The organism is Methylobacterium sp. 142-1Y (assembly GCF_057747795.1).
Genome location: NZ_CM173224.1, coordinates 849,955 through 867,783 on the forward strand (window position 1 = coordinate 849,955; position 17,829 = coordinate 867,783).

At 71.5% G+C, this 17,829-nt stretch carries 17 protein-coding genes; 6 read left to right on the forward strand and 11 right to left on the reverse strand.

The annotated features are described in order from the left end of the window. Positions 1–125 precede the first annotated feature (125 nt). Positions 126–1,997, reverse strand: a complete 1,872-nt coding sequence (locus tag AC3AOF_RS03995; protein ID WP_236991990.1) for a GumC family protein — start codon at positions 1,995–1,997, stop codon at positions 126–128. A gap of 444 nt (positions 1,998–2,441) precedes the next feature. Here AC3AOF_RS03995 and AC3AOF_RS04000 point away from each other — a divergent pair, with 444 nt between their 5' ends. Continuing rightward, positions 2,442–2,954 (forward strand): DapH/DapD/GlmU-related protein, encoded by a 513-nt coding sequence (locus AC3AOF_RS04000; protein WP_488347741.1) that lies wholly within the window; start codon positions 2,442–2,444, stop codon positions 2,952–2,954. A 246-nt stretch (positions 2,955–3,200) separates the two neighbouring features. Here the strand turns inward: AC3AOF_RS04000 and aqpZ are convergent, their stop codons facing one another. From aqpZ to mutL, 3 genes are all read right to left on the reverse strand, one after another. After that, the gene (gene aqpZ, locus AC3AOF_RS04005; RefSeq protein ID WP_488347742.1) at positions 3,201–3,935 is read right to left on the reverse strand and encodes an aquaporin Z; all 735 of its coding nucleotides are present in this window, start codon (positions 3,933–3,935) and stop codon (positions 3,201–3,203) included. A 292-nt stretch (positions 3,936–4,227) separates the two neighbouring features. Beyond that, positions 4,228–5,058 (reverse strand): Uma2 family endonuclease, encoded by an 831-nt coding sequence (locus tag AC3AOF_RS04010; RefSeq protein WP_488347743.1) that lies wholly within the window; start codon positions 5,056–5,058, stop codon positions 4,228–4,230. Positions 5,059–5,145: 87 nt separating this feature from the next. Beyond that, positions 5,146–7,128 (reverse strand): DNA mismatch repair endonuclease MutL, encoded by a 1,983-nt coding sequence (gene mutL / locus AC3AOF_RS04015; protein ID WP_488347744.1) that lies wholly within the window; start codon positions 7,126–7,128, stop codon positions 5,146–5,148. 69 nt (positions 7,129–7,197) lie between these two features. Here mutL and AC3AOF_RS04020 point away from each other — a divergent pair, with 69 nt between their 5' ends. The 3 genes from AC3AOF_RS04020 to AC3AOF_RS04030 all read left to right on the forward strand — a co-directional run bounded on the left by AC3AOF_RS04020 (position 7,198) and on the right by AC3AOF_RS04030 (position 11,089). Then, on the forward strand, positions 7,198–7,743 hold the full coding sequence (locus tag AC3AOF_RS04020; protein ID WP_442919319.1) for a GNAT family N-acetyltransferase: 546 nt from the start codon (positions 7,198–7,200) through the stop codon (positions 7,741–7,743). 252 nt (positions 7,744–7,995) lie between these two features. Continuing rightward, positions 7,996–9,612, forward strand: coding sequence for an outer membrane beta-barrel protein (locus AC3AOF_RS04025; protein ID WP_488347745.1), 1,617 nt, complete (start codon positions 7,996–7,998; stop codon positions 9,610–9,612). 100 nt (positions 9,613–9,712) lie between these two features. After that, on the forward strand, positions 9,713–11,089 hold the full coding sequence (locus AC3AOF_RS04030) for a TAXI family TRAP transporter solute-binding subunit (protein ID WP_488347746.1): 1,377 nt from the start codon (positions 9,713–9,715) through the stop codon (positions 11,087–11,089). Between the two features lie 4 nt (positions 11,090–11,093). On the opposite strand, the gene AC3AOF_RS04035 is transcribed toward AC3AOF_RS04030, so the two are convergent. The 7 genes from AC3AOF_RS04035 to sdhC all read right to left on the reverse strand — a co-directional run bounded on the left by AC3AOF_RS04035 (position 11,094) and on the right by sdhC (position 16,014). Continuing rightward, complete coding sequence (locus AC3AOF_RS04035; protein WP_236991981.1) at positions 11,094–11,708, reverse strand: AprI/Inh family metalloprotease inhibitor; 615 nt, start codon at positions 11,706–11,708, stop codon at positions 11,094–11,096. A gap of 179 nt (positions 11,709–11,887) precedes the next feature. Further along, positions 11,888–12,670, reverse strand: a complete 783-nt coding sequence (locus tag AC3AOF_RS04040) for a succinate dehydrogenase iron-sulfur subunit (RefSeq protein WP_236991980.1) — start codon at positions 12,668–12,670, stop codon at positions 11,888–11,890. 4 nt (positions 12,671–12,674) lie between these two features. Then, on the reverse strand, positions 12,675–13,037 hold the full coding sequence (locus tag AC3AOF_RS04045; RefSeq protein ID WP_236991979.1) for a DUF5615 family PIN-like protein: 363 nt from the start codon (positions 13,035–13,037) through the stop codon (positions 12,675–12,677). Between the two features lie 14 nt (positions 13,038–13,051). After that, a complete protein-coding gene (locus AC3AOF_RS04050; protein WP_236991978.1) occupies positions 13,052–13,285 on the reverse strand; it encodes a DUF433 domain-containing protein in 234 nt (77 codons plus the stop codon). Between the two features lie 28 nt (positions 13,286–13,313). After that, on the reverse strand, positions 13,314–15,140 hold the full coding sequence (gene sdhA / locus AC3AOF_RS04055; protein WP_236991977.1) for a succinate dehydrogenase flavoprotein subunit: 1,827 nt from the start codon (positions 15,138–15,140) through the stop codon (positions 13,314–13,316). A 37-nt stretch (positions 15,141–15,177) separates the two neighbouring features. Beyond that, complete coding sequence (gene sdhD / locus AC3AOF_RS04060) at positions 15,178–15,579, reverse strand: succinate dehydrogenase, hydrophobic membrane anchor protein (RefSeq protein WP_488347747.1); 402 nt, start codon at positions 15,577–15,579, stop codon at positions 15,178–15,180. Positions 15,580–15,594: 15 nt separating this feature from the next. Continuing rightward, positions 15,595–16,014: a succinate dehydrogenase, cytochrome b556 subunit gene (gene sdhC / locus AC3AOF_RS04065; RefSeq protein WP_488347748.1), complete on the reverse strand. Its 420-nt coding sequence runs from the start codon at positions 16,012–16,014 to the stop codon at positions 15,595–15,597. Between the two features lie 284 nt (positions 16,015–16,298). Here sdhC and AC3AOF_RS04070 point away from each other — a divergent pair, with 284 nt between their 5' ends. Then, positions 16,299–17,189, forward strand: a complete 891-nt coding sequence (locus tag AC3AOF_RS04070; protein ID WP_488347749.1) for a LysR family transcriptional regulator — start codon at positions 16,299–16,301, stop codon at positions 17,187–17,189. 169 nt (positions 17,190–17,358) lie between these two features. After that, positions 17,359–17,817 carry a manganese-binding transcriptional regulator MntR gene (gene mntR, locus AC3AOF_RS04075; protein ID WP_048465730.1) on the forward strand — a complete coding sequence of 153 codons (459 nt, stop codon included), beginning with the start codon at positions 17,359–17,361 and terminating at the stop codon, positions 17,815–17,817. The last annotated feature ends 12 nt before the right edge of the window (positions 17,818–17,829 follow it).

A 17,829-nucleotide genomic window follows, 5' to 3' on the forward strand; every position in this document is an offset into this window, starting at 1 on the left:
CAGCTGCGATATGCAGCAATCGCATGCAACTGGCGCGATTATGCTGAATTGCCCGTCAATCATGCATCATATGCCTGGCTGACGGGCATCGGGCCACTTTTCCGGGCCCTGGTCACGGCCATGCCTCAGCCGTCGAGGGCGGTCCGGTCGACCTCCGTGGTGATCGTGCCGAGGATCCGTGCGCGGGCATGCTCCAAGACCTCGCAGGCCTCGGTCAGGGTGCGCAGGGGTGTGCGGCCCCACTCGGTCATCACCACCACGCCGTCGAGCAGGGGCGCCAGCGCCACGGTGGCGGCGGAGCGGCCGACCGGCGGCAGGTCGACGATCACCACGTCGTAGGCGTCGCACAGGCTGGTGAGCAAGGCCTCCATGGCGGGCGAACCGAGCCAGTGCGGCGAGGGCAAGGCCTCGTGTGCCAGGCTCAGCACGTCGCATCCATCGGAGAGCGCCGTGACGTGGCTGCGCCAGGTCTCGGAGGCCCGGGGCCCGAAGCCGCGCAAGTCCGCGACGATCCCCTCGCCCACACCGGGATCGCGCCGCACCGGCTCGGCGGCATCGGCGTCGATCACGAGGGCGCGCGCGCCAGCGGCGGCATAGAGCCGGGCGAGCTCGATCGTCGCGAGCGCCTTGGTGCGCCCGCAGGTGCGGCCCGCCGCCGTCAGGCCGATGCTGCGCAGGGGCGCGGCGTGCTTCGACGAGGCCAGCGAGAGCCGGGTCCATTGCAGGCCCTCGGCCAGCCCGGCGCAGAGCCGGGCCTCGTCGGTCAGGCCGCGGCGCCGCCGAAGCCCCGGGCGGGATTCGGGGCGCGCCGGGATCCAGCCGAGGCAATCCCGCCCGGTCGCCGCCCGGACCTGGCGCCGGGAGCGGGCGCGCCCGTCGAGGAGCAGGCCCGCGACCCCGACGGCCACGAACAGCCCGGCCCCCGCCACGGCGCCGGCCGGCATCGTCAGCCGCAGGCCCGGATTGGAGCGGAACAGCGGCCGGGTCGCCGCGGTGATGACCCGGGAATCGGCCACCGGCGCACTCTGGCGCTGCACCGCCTCGGCCAGCACGACCAGCAGGCTCTCATAGACCTTGCGCGAGGTCTCGGCGGCGGATTCGAGTTCCTCCAGCGTGCCGGGCTCGTCGTCGACGGGCGCCCGCGGCACGACCTGCGTGCCGGCGCTCGCCACCGGCCCGTCGGGATCGTCGCGCCGGCCGCGGCGGATGCGGTAATTGTGGGTGGCGCGGAATTCCTGCACGGCGCGGATCGCCGTGTTCATCTGGGTCCGGAACCGGTCGACGCGCTCGTTGAGCCAGTCGGTGGCGAAGCGCGAGGCCTCGATCCGCGCCTCCATCTTCTCGCGCAGGAACTGCTCCACCACGGCGTTGACGATGTCGGCCGCCTTCTGGGGATCGCGAGCCGAGAAGGTGATGTCGAGAGCATAGGCCAGGCCGGCGCGGCGCACGTCGAGCCGGGCCGCGAAGGTATCGAGCAAGCGCCGTTCCGCCTCGAGGCCCCCGTCGGCCTCGGCCTCGGCGCGCCCGGTCGCGCCCTTGAAGGCCGCGCGCGCGGCCTCGAACAGCGCGACGGCGCGGCCCTGCATGGCGGCGGCCCAAGCCGGGAGCCGGAGCGTCGGTCCGGCGAATTCCGGATCGCCCCGCAGCCCGAGCTTGTCGATCACCATCCGGGCGACCTTCTCGGAGCGCAGGATCGCCATCTGGTTGGCGATCTGGCCGGTATCGATGGCGAAGCGCGCCTCGCCGCCGGGCTCGGCGAAGAGCGGCGGCATCTTGGAATCGATCACCAGTTGCGCCCGGGCGGTGTAGACCGGGGTCGCGGCGAGCGTCGTGAGGGCGCCGAGCGCGGCCCCCGCGAGGGCGCAGGCGAGGATGCGGGCGCGGCGGCGGCGCAGGAACGCGAGGATGTCGCGGACCTCGAGGCTTCGCGTCTCCGGCGGGTCGTCCCGGAGGCGCGGGGCCAGGGACGGGTCGGTCCAGATCGGGTTGTTCAGCAAGATCGCGCTCTCTTCGGCTCGACCGCGGCGGGGGATCAGGGTCGGCGGCTCCCCCGCGGGCGCTGGTGGCCGCCGCGGGCGGATCATCGGGATCTCTCGACCCCGCGGACCCACCCGTGACCCTCGGAGGTGTACGTCCGGCCCGGGCCCGGCCGGAACGCCGCGGAACGGCGTAGGCGGGGCCCGATGACGCCCGGGCGGCGGAGGCAGGGTTCACCCCGATCGTGCCTCCCTCCCCCTTTCGGAGCGGGTCGCTCCCCCTCGCCTCCGCCTGCCGGAGGAGAGGCCTCCCCCGATGGGGGAGGGTCGCCCCGCGCCACCCGCCCCGGGCGGTCGAGGGCGGCGGGGCCCGGCGCCCCCAAAGCCGGTGCTGCCGGGCGGCGCGGCAACAGCCTAGGCTCGTGGCCGACGCTGACTGCAACCCGACGACCGGAGCCCGCCCGCATGCCGATCACCGACGTGTCCCTCGAGGACGGCGCCAGCATCACGCATCCGGACCTCGTCGATCTCGCGGGCTGCCGCATCGGCGCCGGCGCCCGGGTCGGGCCGTTCGTGCAGATCCGCCCGGGCAGCCGCGTCGGCGCGCGCTGCAAGGTCTCCTCGCACAGCGTGCTCGGCCCCGCGGTCGAGCTCGGCGAGGGCGTATTCGTCGGCCACGGGGTGGTGATCGGCGATACGGAGACGGAGAGCCGGGAGACTGGTGGTTCGGAAACCGTCGCTTGCCGGCCGACCCGGATCGGTCCCGGGGCCTCGCTCGGCTCGCGTTCGACCGTGCTGCCCGGCCTCGTCATCGGCCGCGGCGCAATGATCGGCGCCGGCGCCGTCGTCACGGGCGACGTGCCGGATTTCGCCCTCGTGGTCGGCGTGCCCGGCCGGGTCGTGGGCGATGCCCGCGACCGGCGCGGCCTCGAACCGCACGACCCGGCCGGGCGCCTCGACGAGGTGGCGGCCGGCTGACCGGCCGGCCGGCCGATCCTTGGTTTCATACCGCCGCGCCTTCGAACAGATCTGTTCGAAGGCGCTAGAGCATTGTCCGACGAAGTGGATACCGGTTCGTCGCAGACAATGCGGCAAGATCAAAGACCTAGAGAGCTTCGCGATTGCAACGCGATCGTGAAATGCTCTAGGCAAGCCCGAACGGGCGTCGGCGCTGATGCGCCGGACGCCTTGGCATCGATCTGTCGATGCCAAGGCCCGAAGGTATCAGTGCGTGGCGGCGGCCGTCGGTACGCCGGTGACCTGCGCCGAGGGCGCCTCGCTCAGCCAGCGATACAGGATGCCGCCGAGCGCCCCGCCGATGATCGGCGCGACCCAGAACAGCCAGAGTTGCGCCAGGGCCCAGCCGCCGACGATGAGGGCCGGGCCGGTCGAGCGCGCCGGATTGACCGACAGGTTGGTGATCGGGATGCCGACGAGGTGGACCAGGGTCAGGCACAGGCCGATCGCCAGGGGCGCGAAGCCCACCGGCGCCTTGCCGTGGGTCGCCCCCATGATCACGAACAGGAACATCGCCGTCAGCACCACCTCGGCGAGGAGGCAGGACATCAGGGAATACTGCCCGGGCGAGTGCTCGCCGTAGCCGTTCGCCGCAAAGCCCTTGGCGAGGTCGAAGCCCGGCGCGCCGGAGGCGATCGCGTAGAGCAGCCCCGCCGCCGCGACGCCACCGACGAGTTGCGCGACGATGTAGGGCACGATGTCCCGGCCCGGGAAGCGCCTCCCTGCGGCGAGCCCGATCGTCACCGCCGGGTTGAGGTGGCAGCCCGAGATGTGGCCGATGGCGTAGGCCATGGTGACGACGGTGAGGCCGAAGGCGGCCGAGACGCCGAGCAGGCCGATCCCGACCTGCGGGAAGGCGGCGGCGATGACGGCGCTGCCGCAGCCGGCGAAGGTGAGCCAGAAGGTGCCGATCGCCTCGGCGGCGCATTTGCGGATGTCCATGGGGCGTCTCCTCGTGCGGGACTTCGATTGTCCCGTGCCGGATTTCGGGCCGGCTCGATCAGGCGCGGGGACGTCGGCCGCATGCATCCGGCCCGGATGCGGCGCCATGCGCCGCCCGGAACCGTCGGAGGAGAGGTTTGCCCAAGTCGGTGGCGAGCTTCGGCGCTCGCCTGAGCTACCTATACCTGAGATCGTATGATCACGGAATCGGGTCTTGCTGTCGCTATATTGATCTGTGATGCGACCGATTGGTCGGGGCGACCATCGGATCGACTCAGGATGGAAGCCGCCGTCACAGCATCCCGCGCAAGGCCTCATCCAACCCGCGATGCAGCCTCTGCGGCAGGACCGCCCGCCACGACTCCTCCGGCGGCAGGTCGGCGAGTCCGACCAGCGCCGCGACCGCCGCCGCGCATTCCTCCGCATCCATCTCGGTAAGGAGCTTTTCGATGGCTCCGGACACATCCAGTCCCTTCAACCCGGCGATGCCAGCGACCTGGGCCGGCCCGAATGGGACGGGGAACGGGCGGTCGTCGCTCGCCGTGGCAAGCATCGGGACCACGGCATAGATCGCGTCGAGCCGCAGGTGGACCGCGACCGCATCGAGCCGGAGGACGGCATCCGGCGCCTGGAGGAGTTCGTAGCGCCAGCCGGCGCCCTCGCGGTGATAGGCTTCGATCCGGCGCTGGTCCTGCGCGACGAGGACGGAATGGCGGAGATCGGGCAGGGCTTGGTAGGCGAGCCACTTGCGGCCGCGGTCGTACGCTTCGGTCGAGGGCGACAGCACCTCGATAATCACGGTCGCGGAGGCCACGCTCCGGCTGTCTGGATCGGGCGCGATGTCGCCGCGACACGAGACAAAGACATCCGGGTAGAACCGCGCCGTGCCGGCCTCGAGCCGCATCGTCTCTCGGAACGACGCGCAGGGCCCGCCGGGCGCGAGGCGTTCCGCGACGAGGCCGTCGAGGCACCGGGTCAGGGCGTGATGCGCGGTCGATCCGCCGACTATCATGCGAAAGACACGGCCGTCGATGTATTCGAGCCGCTCCCCCTCCTCTGCCGTCTCGCAGAGGCGGTCATAGGCGTCGAGATCGATGAACGCATCGCGCCGCGCCGCGGGCATACAGGGCCTCCGGTGCTGTCAGTGGCGAGATCGTAGGCTACGGCCCTGCAGTCCGGGAAGCCGGTTCCGAGCCGTCGAGACGACGGCTCACCGCCGCCCGAACAACCGCTCCACGTCCGACAGCTTCAATTCGACGTATGTCGGGCGCCCGTGGTTGCACTGGCCGGAGAACGGCGTCGCCTCCATCTCGCGGAGCAGCGCGTTCATCTCCTCCGGCCGCAGGCGGCGGCCGGCCCGGATCGAGCCGTGGCAGCTCATCCGCGACAGGACGGCGTCGAGGCGACGGGCGAGCGGATCGGCCACGCCCTCGGTCAGCGCGTCGACGACATCGGTGAGGAGCGCGCGCAAGGACCCGCCGGCGAGCGCCGAGGGCACCTCCCGCACCAGCACGGCGCCGTGGCCGAAGGATTCGAGCACGAGGCCGAGATCCTGCAGGGCGTCGGCCGCATCGGCGAGCCGGTCGGCCTCGACGGGATCGAGCTCGACCACCTCGGGGATCAGCAGGATCTGGCGGGCGATGCCGCCGCCCTCCCGCTCGCGCTTCAGCCGCTCGTAGACCAGCCGCTCGTGGGCGGCGTGCTGGTCGACGATGACGATCCCGTCCCGGGTCTGGGCGACGATGTAGGTCTCGTGCAGCTGCGCCCGTGCCGCGCCCAGGGGATGCTGGTCGGCAACGGCCTCGGGCGGCGGCATGCGCTGGTCGGCGCTCGGCAGGGCGAGGTCGCCGGCAAACTGCGCCTGGTGCCCTTCGCCGAAGCCACCGCCGGGGGGCGGTGCCTCGTAGGCGGCCTGATCCGGCTCGCGGGCCCCCCAAGAAGCGTCCCACGGCGCCTGGCCGAAATCGCGCTCGAAATCCTCGGGCCGGCCCGAGCCGGTGGGCCGGGCCGGCGCCGTCTCGTCGCGGCGGGCGAACAGGCTCGCGGGCTGGCGCGACGCCGTCGAGGGCGTGGAGGCCGGCATCGGGAGCGGCGCCTGCTGCGGCCGCAGGCTCTCCAGGGTGCGGGAGGCCACGGTGCCGGAGCTGCGCCCGCCCTCCCGGCGCAGGGCCTCGTGGATCGCGCTGACGATGAGCCCGCGCACCAGGCCCGGATCGCGGAAGCGCACCTCGGTCTTGGCCGGGTGGACGTTGACGTCGACGAGGGCGGGGTCGCAGGTGAGCGCCAGCGCCAGGACCGGATGGCGGTCGGAGGCCATCACGTCGGCATAGGCCCCCCGCACCGCCGAGAGCAGCAGCCGGTCGCGCACCGGCCTTCCGTTGACGACGAAATGGACGTGGGTCGCCGCCGCCCGGTGGAAGGTCGGCAGGCCGACATGGCCGTCGAGGGCGAAGGCCTCGCGCTCCAGGCTCAACGGCGCCGAGTTCTGGCCGAATTCGGGTCCGAGCACCGCAACGAGGCGGCGCAGCCACGAGCCCGGCCCGATCTCGGCCGGGAAGACCAGGCCCGGGGACGACGCGCCCTCGCCGGTCAGCGTGAAACGGATCTGCGGGTGGGCGACAGCGAGGCGGCGCAGAATCTCCCCCACCGCCGTCGCCTCGGCCCGGTCCGACTTCAGGAATTTCAGCCGCGCCGGGGTGGCGGCGAAGAGATCCGTCACCTCGATCCGGGTCCCGGGCTGGCTGGCTGCCGGCCGCACCGGTCCCTTGTGTCCGGCATCGACCACGATGACGTGGCCGCTCTCCGCGCCGGGCACCCGCGAGGTGATGGCGAGACGGGCCACGGCGCCGATCGACGGCAGGGCCTCGCCGCGAAAGCCCAGGGTCTCGATGCGCGCGAGGTCGCCGTCCGGCAGCTTCGAGGTGGCGTGACGCTCGACCGCCAGCGCGAGGTCGTCCGCGCTCATGCCGCCGCCGTCGTCGACGACCCGGATCAGCTTGCGCCCGCCGGCCGCGATCGTCACCGCGATGCTGGCGGCGCCGGCATCGACCGCGTTCTCGACCAGTTCCTTGACCGCCGAGGCCGGCCGCTCGACCACCTCGCCGGCGGCGATGCGGTCGACGAGCACCGGGTCGAGGCGGCGGACTTCCGGCCTTCCGGGAGAGTGCGGCCGTCCGGGGGATGAAGGAGCCATGGCGGGAATATAAGGTTTCGCGAGGCCCGCCAGAAGGTGCGGGAGCCTGCGTTTCCACGGGTGGATGCGATGATGGCGGACGAGACGGACGACGTAATCCTGCGCCCCTGCCGGGAGGACGACCTGCCCGCCGTGACGGCGATCTACGCCCATGCGGTGACGACCGGCCGGGCCTCGTTCGAGCTCGAGCCGCCGGACGAGGCCGAGATGGGCGCGCGCCGGGAGGCGCTCGTGTCGGGCGGCTACCCGTACCTCGTCGCCGAGCGGGCGGGGACGGTCGTCGCCTACGCCTATGCCGGCCCCTACCGGACCCGGCCGGCCTACCGGGGCACCGTGGAGAATTCCGTCTATGTCCGGCCCGACCAGGCCGGGCGCGGCTTGGGCCGGCGCCTGCTGGAGCGGCTCGTCGACGAGGCGACGGCAGCGGGGTTCCGCCAGATGGTGGCGGTGATCGGCGATTCGCAGAACGCCGCCTCGATCGCGCTCCACGCCGGTCTCGGCTTCCGGCCCGTCGGGGTGCTCGAATCCGTCGGCTGGAAGCACGGCACCTGGCTCGACACCGTGCTGATGCAGCGCGCCCTCGGTCCGGGTGACGGAACGCCTCCGGAACGGTGATACGGCTTCCGGGAGAGTCCTTCCGGACGCCGTGTCACCGGCCCGCGCGGCGCCTGAGTGAAGCCGGTTTCCGCATCGCGAAGCGATCAATCGGAAACCGTACGAGACAGTCCTTCGCCCGAGCGGTGCCGCTTTCCCGGGACATCGCTGGCCCAGGGTCAGTTACGGGGACTTAACCCTGCCCGTTGTACCCCTCTTAACCATGATGGCCCGCCGAATTGGACGGGCCCGGCGGAGCGGAGCGGCAGGCCCGTGGCGGACGAGCGGCGAACACGCGGACAGGCCGGCCCCGGCCTCCCGGCCCTGGTGCTGGCGGTCTCCCTCGCCGCCGCGGGGCCGGTCCGGGCCCAGGTCGCGGCGCCGGGCGCAGGCCAGGGATTCGATCAGGGAGCCGGGCAAGGTCTCGGACAAGCGACCGATCCGAGCCTGCCCGGCCCGCTCCCGGGCGGCCAGGACCCCGCCACCTTCGCCCTGCGCGCCTCCAACCCGACGGCCCAGGGCGGGCTCTCCCGCGGCATCGCCCGCCCGGGGGCGGCGTCGCGCTTCGGCGCCAGGCCGCGCACCCCGCCGCAGCGGCGGACCCGCCCGCCCACCACCGCCATCACCCGCCAGGCGACGCAAACGGGCATCGCCGACGATTCGCGCCTGCGCCCGGTGGTGCAGATCCCCGTCTCGGGCGTGCCCGACCTCGCCGCGGGCGTGCCCCTCCTGCGCCGGCGCACGATCGACCCCCTCGACCCCTACGGTCCGCTCGGCATCCGGCTCGGCGGGCTGACCCTGTTCCCGGCCCTGCAGCAGAGCGTCGGCTACGATTCGAACCCCGACCGCTCGATCTATCGCCGCGGCTCGATGGCGCTGCTCAGCCAGGGCGAGCTGCGCGTCGCGAGCGACTGGTCGTCCCACGAACTCACCGGCGCGATGCGCTTCGGCTACTTCCTGTATCCCGACAACCCCAATGCCGACCGGCCCGACGGCGACGGCGCGATGCGGCTGCGCCTCGACGTCGCCCGGGACACCAAGGTCGATGTCGAGGGCCGCTACGCCATCTCGACCCAGCGCGCCGGCAGCCCGGACCTCGCCGCCCAGGTCCGCGACCGGCCCCTCGTCGCCACCTATGGCGGCACGGTCGGGGTGACGCAGAACTTCAACCGGCTGCAGGTGACGCTGGCGGGCCTGATCGACCGCCAGACCTTCGAGAATGCGCAACTCCCCGACGGCACGATCCTGCGCCAGGACGACCGCAACGCCAACCAGTTCGGCCTGCGCCTGCGCACCGGCTACGAGATCAGCCCCGGCTTCACCCCCTTCGTCGATACCCTGGTCGACACCCGCATCCACGACTTCGCGGTCGACCAGTCCGGCCTGCGCCGCGATTCCGACGGCGTCACGGTCCGCGCCGGTTCGAGCTTCGAGATCAGCCGGCTCCTCACCGGCGAGGTGTCGGGCGGCTACCTGTCGCGCCACTACGCCGACCCACGGCTGAGCAACGTCACCGGCCCGGTAATCGACGGCTCCGTGACCTGGGCGGCGACGGCCCTGACCTCGCTCCGGGTCGGCGCCTCGACCAGCGTGAGCGAGACCATCGTGCCCGGCGCGAGCGGCATCTTCACCCGCACCGCCGTCGCCGAGATCACCCACGACCTGCGCCGCAACCTGCGCCTGACGCTCGCCGGCACGTTGATCAGCAACGACTACCAGGGCACCAGCATCCGCGAGCAGGGCTACAGCGCCGGCGTCAAGCTCGATTACCGCCTCAACCGCTGGCTCGGCTTCCGGGCGAGCTACGCCCGCGAATTGCTGCGCAGCACGGCGATCGGGTCGAGCTATCACTCGGATACGTATCTGGTCGGGGTGCGGGTCAACCCGTAACCATCCCTCCCCTGCGACACGCGGGCCGCGCAACCCGGCCCCCCTCCACCGGTTTCCTCCGATCGAGATTCCGGTTTTCGAGGGAGGGCGTGTCCGCGCGATGACGAGAGCGTTCCGGCCCGAGCGCATCTTCCTGGTCACCAGCCTGGTGCTCACCATCGCGGCGGCGGTGGCGATCTACCTGTTGCAGGCGACCACGCTCGCCATCGCGGTGGCGCCGCGGGACGGCACCGAGCCGGCGCTGATCCGCGCCTATGCCGAGGCCCTCAAGAGCACCCACAAGGGGATACGCCTGCGCATCCTGCCCTTCGACGACGTGCGCGAGAGCGCCAAGGCGCTGGAGCAGGGCCAGGCGGATCTCGCCGTGGTGCGGCCCGACGTCGATCTGCCGGCAAACGGCCTGACGCTCGCCATCCTGCGCGACCAGGCGATGCTGATCGCCTCCCCGGCACCGTCCGGCATCACGACCTTCCCGGCCCTCGCCCGCAAGCGCCTCGGCATCGTGGCGCATCGCGACGCCGATCTGTGGCTGCTGAAGAGCCTGATGGGCTATTACGGCCTCACCCTCCAGGAGGGTGGCGGCGGCCCGATTCCCGCCGGGCAGGTGCGGCTGGTGCCGCTTGCCGAGGACGATCTTCCCGCCGCCTTCGCGCAGAAGCGCATCGACGCGGTGGTGGCGGTGATCGCGCCGGCCGCCCCGATGGCGTTGCGCCTCGTCGGCACCGTCCAGGCGGCGAGCCGGACCCGCAAGGTCGATTTCGTCGGGGTCGAGGACGGGCCGGCGATCATCGAGCGACTGCCCCGGCTCCAGGCGGTGACGGTGCCGGCCGGGCTGTTCGGCGGCAGCCCGAAGGTGCCCGAAGAGGAGGTGAAGACCGTCGGCGCGTCCTACCGGCTGATGGCCAGGGCCTCGCTGAGCCGGACCGTGGCGGCGGACGTGACCCAGCATCTGTTCGAGTTGCGCTCGCGCCTCTCCGACGCGACGCCGGCCGCCGATTACGTGGCCGCCCCCGCCTACGAGACCACCGCCGAGGCGACGAGCGCGCGGCTGCCGATCCATCCCGGCGCCATCGACTATTACGAGCGCGAGCAGCAGGGGTTCATCGAGCGCTACGGCGACTGGGTCTACCTGCTGGCGGTGCTCGGCGGCGGCTTCGGCTCGGCCTTGGCCTGGCTGCGCCAACGACTGCGCCGGTTGCGGCGCGAGCGCATCGACGTGGTGATGGACCGCCTGCTCGAGATCCTGGCCGAGGCCCGCCGGGCCGAGCCGGCCGGCCTCGATGCGCTCACCGGCGAGGTCGATACGCTGGCGGCCGATGTCGTCCGCTATACCCGCGAGCGCGAGACCGACACCCGCACCATGGCGGCGGTGATGATCGCGATCGAGACCGCCCGCTCCACCATCGCCGATTGCCGCCGGATGGCCGGCGAGGCGGTGCCGCCGCGGCCCGCCTTCCGGCTCAGTGCCGCCGAATAGGTGCCTATCTCACCATCGCCAGCGGCGCGCCGGACTTCGACAGGGCGCCGTCCATCGCCCCGCCCGCCGGGCGCAGGCGCGCCGCGACGGTACCGCCGGGCTGGTAGAGATAGACCTCGCCGTCGCGATAGTCCCAGGCGGTGACCTTCGCGAGGTCCTTGTTGGCGCAGCCGGCGGACGAGGCCTTGTAGAGGTCGAGGGCCGGGGTGCTCGCCAGGGTGACGCGGCAGCTCGCGCCGGTGGCGTCCTTGGCGGTCCAGCCGCCGACGACCGCGGAGCGGCCGCCGCTCGCCACCACCGGGGGCGGCGGGGGCGGGGCGATCGAAGCCTGCTGCTGCACCGGCGGTGGGGGCGACGGCTCCGCCATGATCGGGCCGGACGGATTGGCAACGACGGGAGCCGCGGAGGCGCCAGGCGGCGGCGCCAGGGGGGCGGAGGTCACCGGGCCGGAGGACAGGCCCGGGCCGAGATCCGGTTCTTCCGGCGGCAGCGGCCGGGCCGGGCGGCCGACGGGCCGGGCCGAGGCGTTGAGCCCGGTATCGAACCGCGACGAGGAGCAGGCGCCGGCGCTCGCGGCGAGGGCCAGGGCGGCGACGGTGCAGAGAATCTGGCGCGGCATCGAGGGGTCCTGAAAGGGCCTTTGGGCGGATGTCGGGGATCGTTGGTCCCCGGGAAATACGATCCCGCCAAGGCACGTGCAGGGGTTTCCCCAACGACAAAGGCGCCCGAAGGCGCCTTTTCGAGGGGGTGTGGCCGACAGGACCCAGTCGGCCACCCGGAACGATGCCTGGAGGCGGATCAGACCTCGCGCGCCACCATCATCTTCTTGATCTCGGCGATGGCCTTGGCCGGGTTCAGGCCCTTCGGGCAGGTATTGGCGCAGTTCATGATGGTGTGGCAGCGATAGAGCCGGAACGGGTCGTGCAGCCCGTCGAGGCGCTCGCCGGTATTCTCGTCGCGGCTGTCGATCAGCCAGCGATAGGCCTGGAGCAGGGCCGCCGGGCCGAGGAAGCGGTCGCCGTTCCACCAGTAGCTCGGGCACGAGGTGGTGCAGCAGGCGCACAGGATGCACTCGTAGAGCCCGTCGAGCCGCGCACGGTCCTCGGGAGTCTGGCGCCACTCCTTCTCGGGCGAGGGCGTCTCGGTCTGCAGCCACGGCTCGATCGCCGCGTGCTGGGCGAAGAACGAGGTCAGGTCGGGCACCAGATCCTTCAGCACCGGCATGTGCGGCAGCGGATAGATCTTGACTTGGGTAGACTTGCAATCGTCGATGCCGAGCGTGCAGGCCAGCGTGTTCTGCCCCATGATGTTCATGGCGCAGGAGCCGCAGATGCCCTCGCGGCACGAGCGCCGGAAGGTCAGGGTCGCGTCGACCTTGTTCTTGATCCACAAGAGCGCGTCGAGGACCATCGGGCCGCAATCGTCGCGATCGACGTAGTAGGTGTCGATCCGCGGATTGGCGCCGTCATCCTCGTTCCAGCGGTAGATCCGGAACTCCTGGAGATTCTTGGCGCCGGCCGGCTTCGGCCAGGTCTTGCCCTCGGTGTACTGGGAGCCTTTGGGGAGGTTGAACTGGGCCATCTGTCTATGCCTGATCGGTGCGGTCGAGCCCGAGGGGACGCAGTCGCACCCGTCCGGTCTCGATGGTGAGGAGGGCTCCGGAGTGCAGGTCCGCCCGTGCCCCGTCGATCGCGCGGGCGACGAGGGGGCCGATGCGCCCAGGCAGCGTGGATCCCATGCGGAGCTGGATGACGCTCGGCGCGGTCGCGTCCGACCGCGCCAGGGCGATCCCGAAATCGAGATCGGCCGTCATGACGGCGCGACCGGAGGCTCGCGCCCAATCGATGATGTCGGTGTCGGGCGCGTCCTCCGCACCGACCTCCGACCAGTGGACCGCGTCGTGTCCAAGGCACTGAAGGTACGAGACCCAGTCGGGCGTGAGGTTCATGTCGACCACGATCCTCACGCCGCCGGCTCGAGAGCGATCTCGCGCTCCTGTGCCATCCAGGCCGCGTAGCGGAGGGCCTCGAGCACGTCCTCGCGCTCGATATAGGGATAGGCCACCAGCAACTCGTCGATGCCGACGCCCTCACCGAGATTCCCCAGGATCATCGCGACCGTCACCCGCTTGCCGCGGATGCAGGCTTTCCCGGCCATGACGGCCGGGTTGCGGGTGATCCGGGGGAACTCGGTCATCGATCCCTCCAAGCCGGCCCTGGCGGCCTCAGTACACGCGGGCCTTCGGCTCGATATACGCGATGTCGTTCGACATCGTGTAGGTGTGGACCGGCCGGTAATCGATCGCGACTTTGCGGGCGTCGGGGTCGAGCCAGGCGAGCGTGTGCTTCATCCACTGCTTGTCGTCGCGGTCCGGGAAGTCCTCGCGGGCATGCGCGCCGCGCGACTCGGTCCGGTTGGCGGCGGATTCCATGGTGACGACGGCCTGGCCGATCAGGTTGTCGTATTCCAGGGTCTCCAGCAGGTCGGTGTTCCAGACCAGCGAGCGGTCGGTCACCTTCACGTCGTCGGTGCCGGCCCAGACCTTGTTGATCAGGCCCCTGCCCTCCTCCAGCACCTCGCCGGTGCGGAACACGGCGCAGTTGTTCTGCATCGTCTTCTGCATTTCGAGGCGCAGCTCCGCCGTCGGCGTGCCGCCATTGGCGTAGCGGAAGCGGTCGAGGCGGCCGAGCGCCTTGTCGGCGGAGTCCTTGGGCAGTTCCGGCAGGCGGCCGCCCTTCTCCACCGTCTCGGCGCAGCGCAGGCCCGCGGCGCGGCCGAACACCACAAGGTCGATGAGCGAGTTGGACCCGAGGCGGTTGGCGCCGTGGACCGAGACGCAGGCCGCCTCGCCGATCGCCATCAGGCCCGGCACCACGTGGTCGGGGTTGCCGTTCTTCAGGGTCAGCACCTCGCCGTGGAAGTTCGTCGGGATGCCGCCCATGTTGTAGTGGACGGTCGGGATGACCGGGATCGGCTCCTTGGTCACGTCGACGCCGGCGAAGATCTTCGCGCTCTCCGAGATGCCGGGCAGGCGCTCGTGCAGGATCTTCGGGTCGAGGTGGTCGAGGTGGAGGAAGATGTGGTCCTTGTTCTTGCCCACGCCGCGGCCGGCGCGGATCTCCATGGTCATGGAGCGGGAGACCACGTCGCGGGAGGCGAGATCCTTGGCGGACGGCGCGTAGCGCTCCATGAAGCGCTCACCCTCGGAATTGGTGAGGTAGCCGCCCTCGCCGCGCGAGCCCTCGGTGATGAGGCAGCCGGCGCCGTAGATGCCGGTCGGGTGGAACTGGACGAACTCCATGTCCTCGAGCGCCAGGCCCGCCCGCAGCACCATCGCGTTGCCGTCGCCGGTGCAGGTATGGGCCGAGGTCGCCGAGAAATAGGCCCGGCCGTAGCCGCCGGTGGCCAGCACCGTCGTGGCGGCGCGGAAGCGGTGGATCTCGCCGGTGGCCTGGTCGATGGCGATGACGCCGCGGCAGCGGCCCTCCTCGTCCATGATCAGGTCGAGGGCGAAGTACTCGATGAAGAAGTTGGTCTGCGCCTTCACGGCCTGGCCGTAGAGGGTGTGCAGCATGGCGTGGCCGGTGCGGTCGGCCGCCGCGCAGGTGCGCTGGGCGGTGCCCTTGCCGTAATCGGTGGTCATGCCGCCGAACGGGCGCTGGTAGATCTTGCCCTCGGCGGTGCGCGAGAACGGCACGCCCCAATGCTCGAGCTCGTAGACCGCGGCCGGCGCGTTGCGCACCAGGTACTCGATCGCGTCCTGGTCGCCGAGCCAGTCCGACCCCTTCACGGTGTCGTACATGTGCCAGCGCCAGTCGTCCGGGCCCATATTGCCGAGCGAGGCCGAGATGCCGCCCTGCGCCGCCACGGTGTGCGAGCGGGTCGGGAACACCTTGGTGATGCAGGCGGTGCGAAGGCCGGCCTGCGAGCAGCCGACGGTGGCGCGCAGGCCGGCGCCGCCGGCGCCGACGATCACGACGTCGAAGCTGTGGTCGATGATGGTGTACGCCTTGCCGTTCTGGGCCGGCGCGGCGGAAGCGGTGGAGGCCATGGGCGAGGTTCCCGTTCTGGCGTGACGCAGTCTGTCGTTACACGAGGACCCGCAGGCTCACGCGCACGATGGCGTAGAGGCAGGCGACAGCGACGACGACGCAGTAGAAGTTGTTGGCGATGACCGCGGCGATGCGCAGGCCCTTGTCGTGGACATAGTCCTCGATGACGATCTGCAAGCCCATCCGCATGTGGTTGGTGACCGACAGGACGCCAAGGATGAGCAGGATCGCCACCAGCGGGTGCGACACCAGGGCGACCGCCGCCGGGTAGGGCCGGCCGGCCATCAGGGCGACGATCACCACGAAGGCGAGGACGAGGGGCACGTTGGCGACCGCGGTGACGCGGTGCATCCACCATTCGCGGGTGCCGTGATGGGCGGCGCCGAGGCCGCTGATGCGGGCGCGGGCGGTGCGGATCGAGGGACGGGGTTCGGCCATCTGTCGTCGTCCTTGTCAGCGCGCCACGAGGGCGACGAGCCAGATCAGCACCGTCAGGGCGGTCGAGCCGATCAGGGTGAAGCGGGCCATCGCGATGCGGGTGCCGGGCTCCATGCCGTGGCCGAAATCCCAGACTAGGTGGCGGATGCCGCCGAGCATGTGGTGCAGCAGGATCCAGGTATAGACGAACAGGATCAGCCGCCCGAGGATCGAGCCGAAGAACCACGCCACCGGGCCGTAGGCGCCCGGGCCGGCGGCGAGCGCCACGAGCCAGAGCGCCAGCAGCGCCGTGCCGCCGTAGAGCGCGACGCCGGTGATGCGGTGAGCCACCGACATCGCCATGGTCCAGGTCCAGCGGTAGATCTGGAGGTGGGGCGAGAGCGGTCGCACGACCGGTCTGCCGGCGGGGTTGGTGGGCCTTGCGGTGTCCGCCATCGTGATCCTCGGAATTCCCTGGTCTGTACCGGCTCTAAACTGGGTCACCTACCGGCTCCGTCGCGCGAGCGCAACGTGGCCGCGACCCTGCGCGAGTGACAGACGCGTCCGCCTGTCTCTCTGGAACGCGTCCAATTCGCAATGCGGCTCTCGTTGACCCAGCCTTCGCCAATGACGAAGGCTGTGAACACCCCTGGTCATCGCAACACGGTCCGATCTACCTTCGCGGCCGGCGAAACGATCGGCCGGGAACGGGCCGTCGCCGGAGGGAGGCAGGCGCCGCCATGCATTTCGATCTCGTCGATCTCAGCCTGTTCCGCCACGTCGTCGAGGCGGGCTCGATCACCCATGGGGCCAACCGGGCGAACCTGGCGCTGGCCGCGGCGAGCCACCGCATCCGCAGCATGGAGGCCTCGCTCGGCGCTGCCCTCCTCACCCGGGCGCGGCTCGGCGTGACCCCGACGCCTGCCGGGCGCACGCTCTTGACCCATGCTCGCCAGATCCTCGGCAATGTCGAGCGGCTGCAAGGGGATCTCGCCGCCTTCGCGGGCGGGGCGGCGGGGCAGATCCGGGTCCTGTCGAACACCAACGCCCTGACGGAGTTCCTGCCGGAGGTGCTCTCGGCCTATCTCGCCCTGCATCCGGGCGTCAGCGTCGACATCGAGGAGCGCCTGTCGGACGAGATCGTCGGGCTCGTCGCCGAGGGCGCGGCGGATCTCGGCCTCGTCGCCGGCACGGTCGAGACCGGCAGCCTCGAGACCCATCCGTTCCGCCGCGACCGCTTCGTGCTGGTCGTCGCGGACGGCCATCCCCTGGCCGAGCGGGCCTCCGTACCCTTCGCCGAGGTGCTCGGCCACGACCTCGTCGGGCTCGATCGCGCAAGCGCGCTGACTCGTTTCCTCGCCGGCAAGGCGGGCCGCAGTGGTCAGCCCCTGCGCCTGCGGGTGCAACTGCGCGGCTTCGACGCGGTCTGCCGCCTGGTCGAGTGCCGGGTCGGCCTCGGCATCGTGCCGGAGACGACCGCGCGCCGGGCCGCCCGCACCATGGCGATCGCCATCGTGGCCCTTGAGGATCCTTGGGCGGTGCGCGACCTGACGATCTGCCTGCGCGATCTCGCCGCCCTGCCCCCCTTCGCGCAGGATTTCGTCGCCCATCTGCGGGCGCCGCATGAATGAATGTGCATCCGGGACCGGAGCCGATGCGGACCTGGGGTGACGGACCTGAGGTTACGGACCTGGGGTGAAGGCTCGGAGGGCGTGCCTTCAGGCCCTGCACACCTGGCCCGTCCTCGGGTAAGAGTGCGGTGACACCGATGCGAATGAACGAGGCGGACGACCCCACCCCATGCAGGACACCGATCGCCCGCACGAGCCCGCCGCCCTGGTCGATGCCGAGGCGCATTCCGCCGGCTTCCGGCAGGTGCGCGAGGCGCGCCGGCTCGAACTGGTGGAGGATTACGTCGAGCTGATCGCCGACCTGATCGGCGATGGCGGCGAGGCGCGCCAGGTCGACATCGCGGCCCGCCTCGGCGTGGCGCAGCCGACGGTGGCCAAGATGCTCAAGCGCCTGGCCGAGGACGGCCTGGTGCAGCAGCGGCCCTATCGCGGGGTGTTCCTCACCGAGGCCGGCCGGACGCTGGCCGCGGAGGCGCGGGAGCGCCACCGCATCGTCGAATCGTTCCTGCTGGCGCTCGGCGTCAGCCCGGACGTGGCGCGCTGCGATGCCGAGGGCATCGAGCACCATGTCAGCGGCGAGACCCTGGAGGCGTTCCGCCGCTTCACCGCCGCCCGGACCGCCGCCTGACGGCGACTCCGG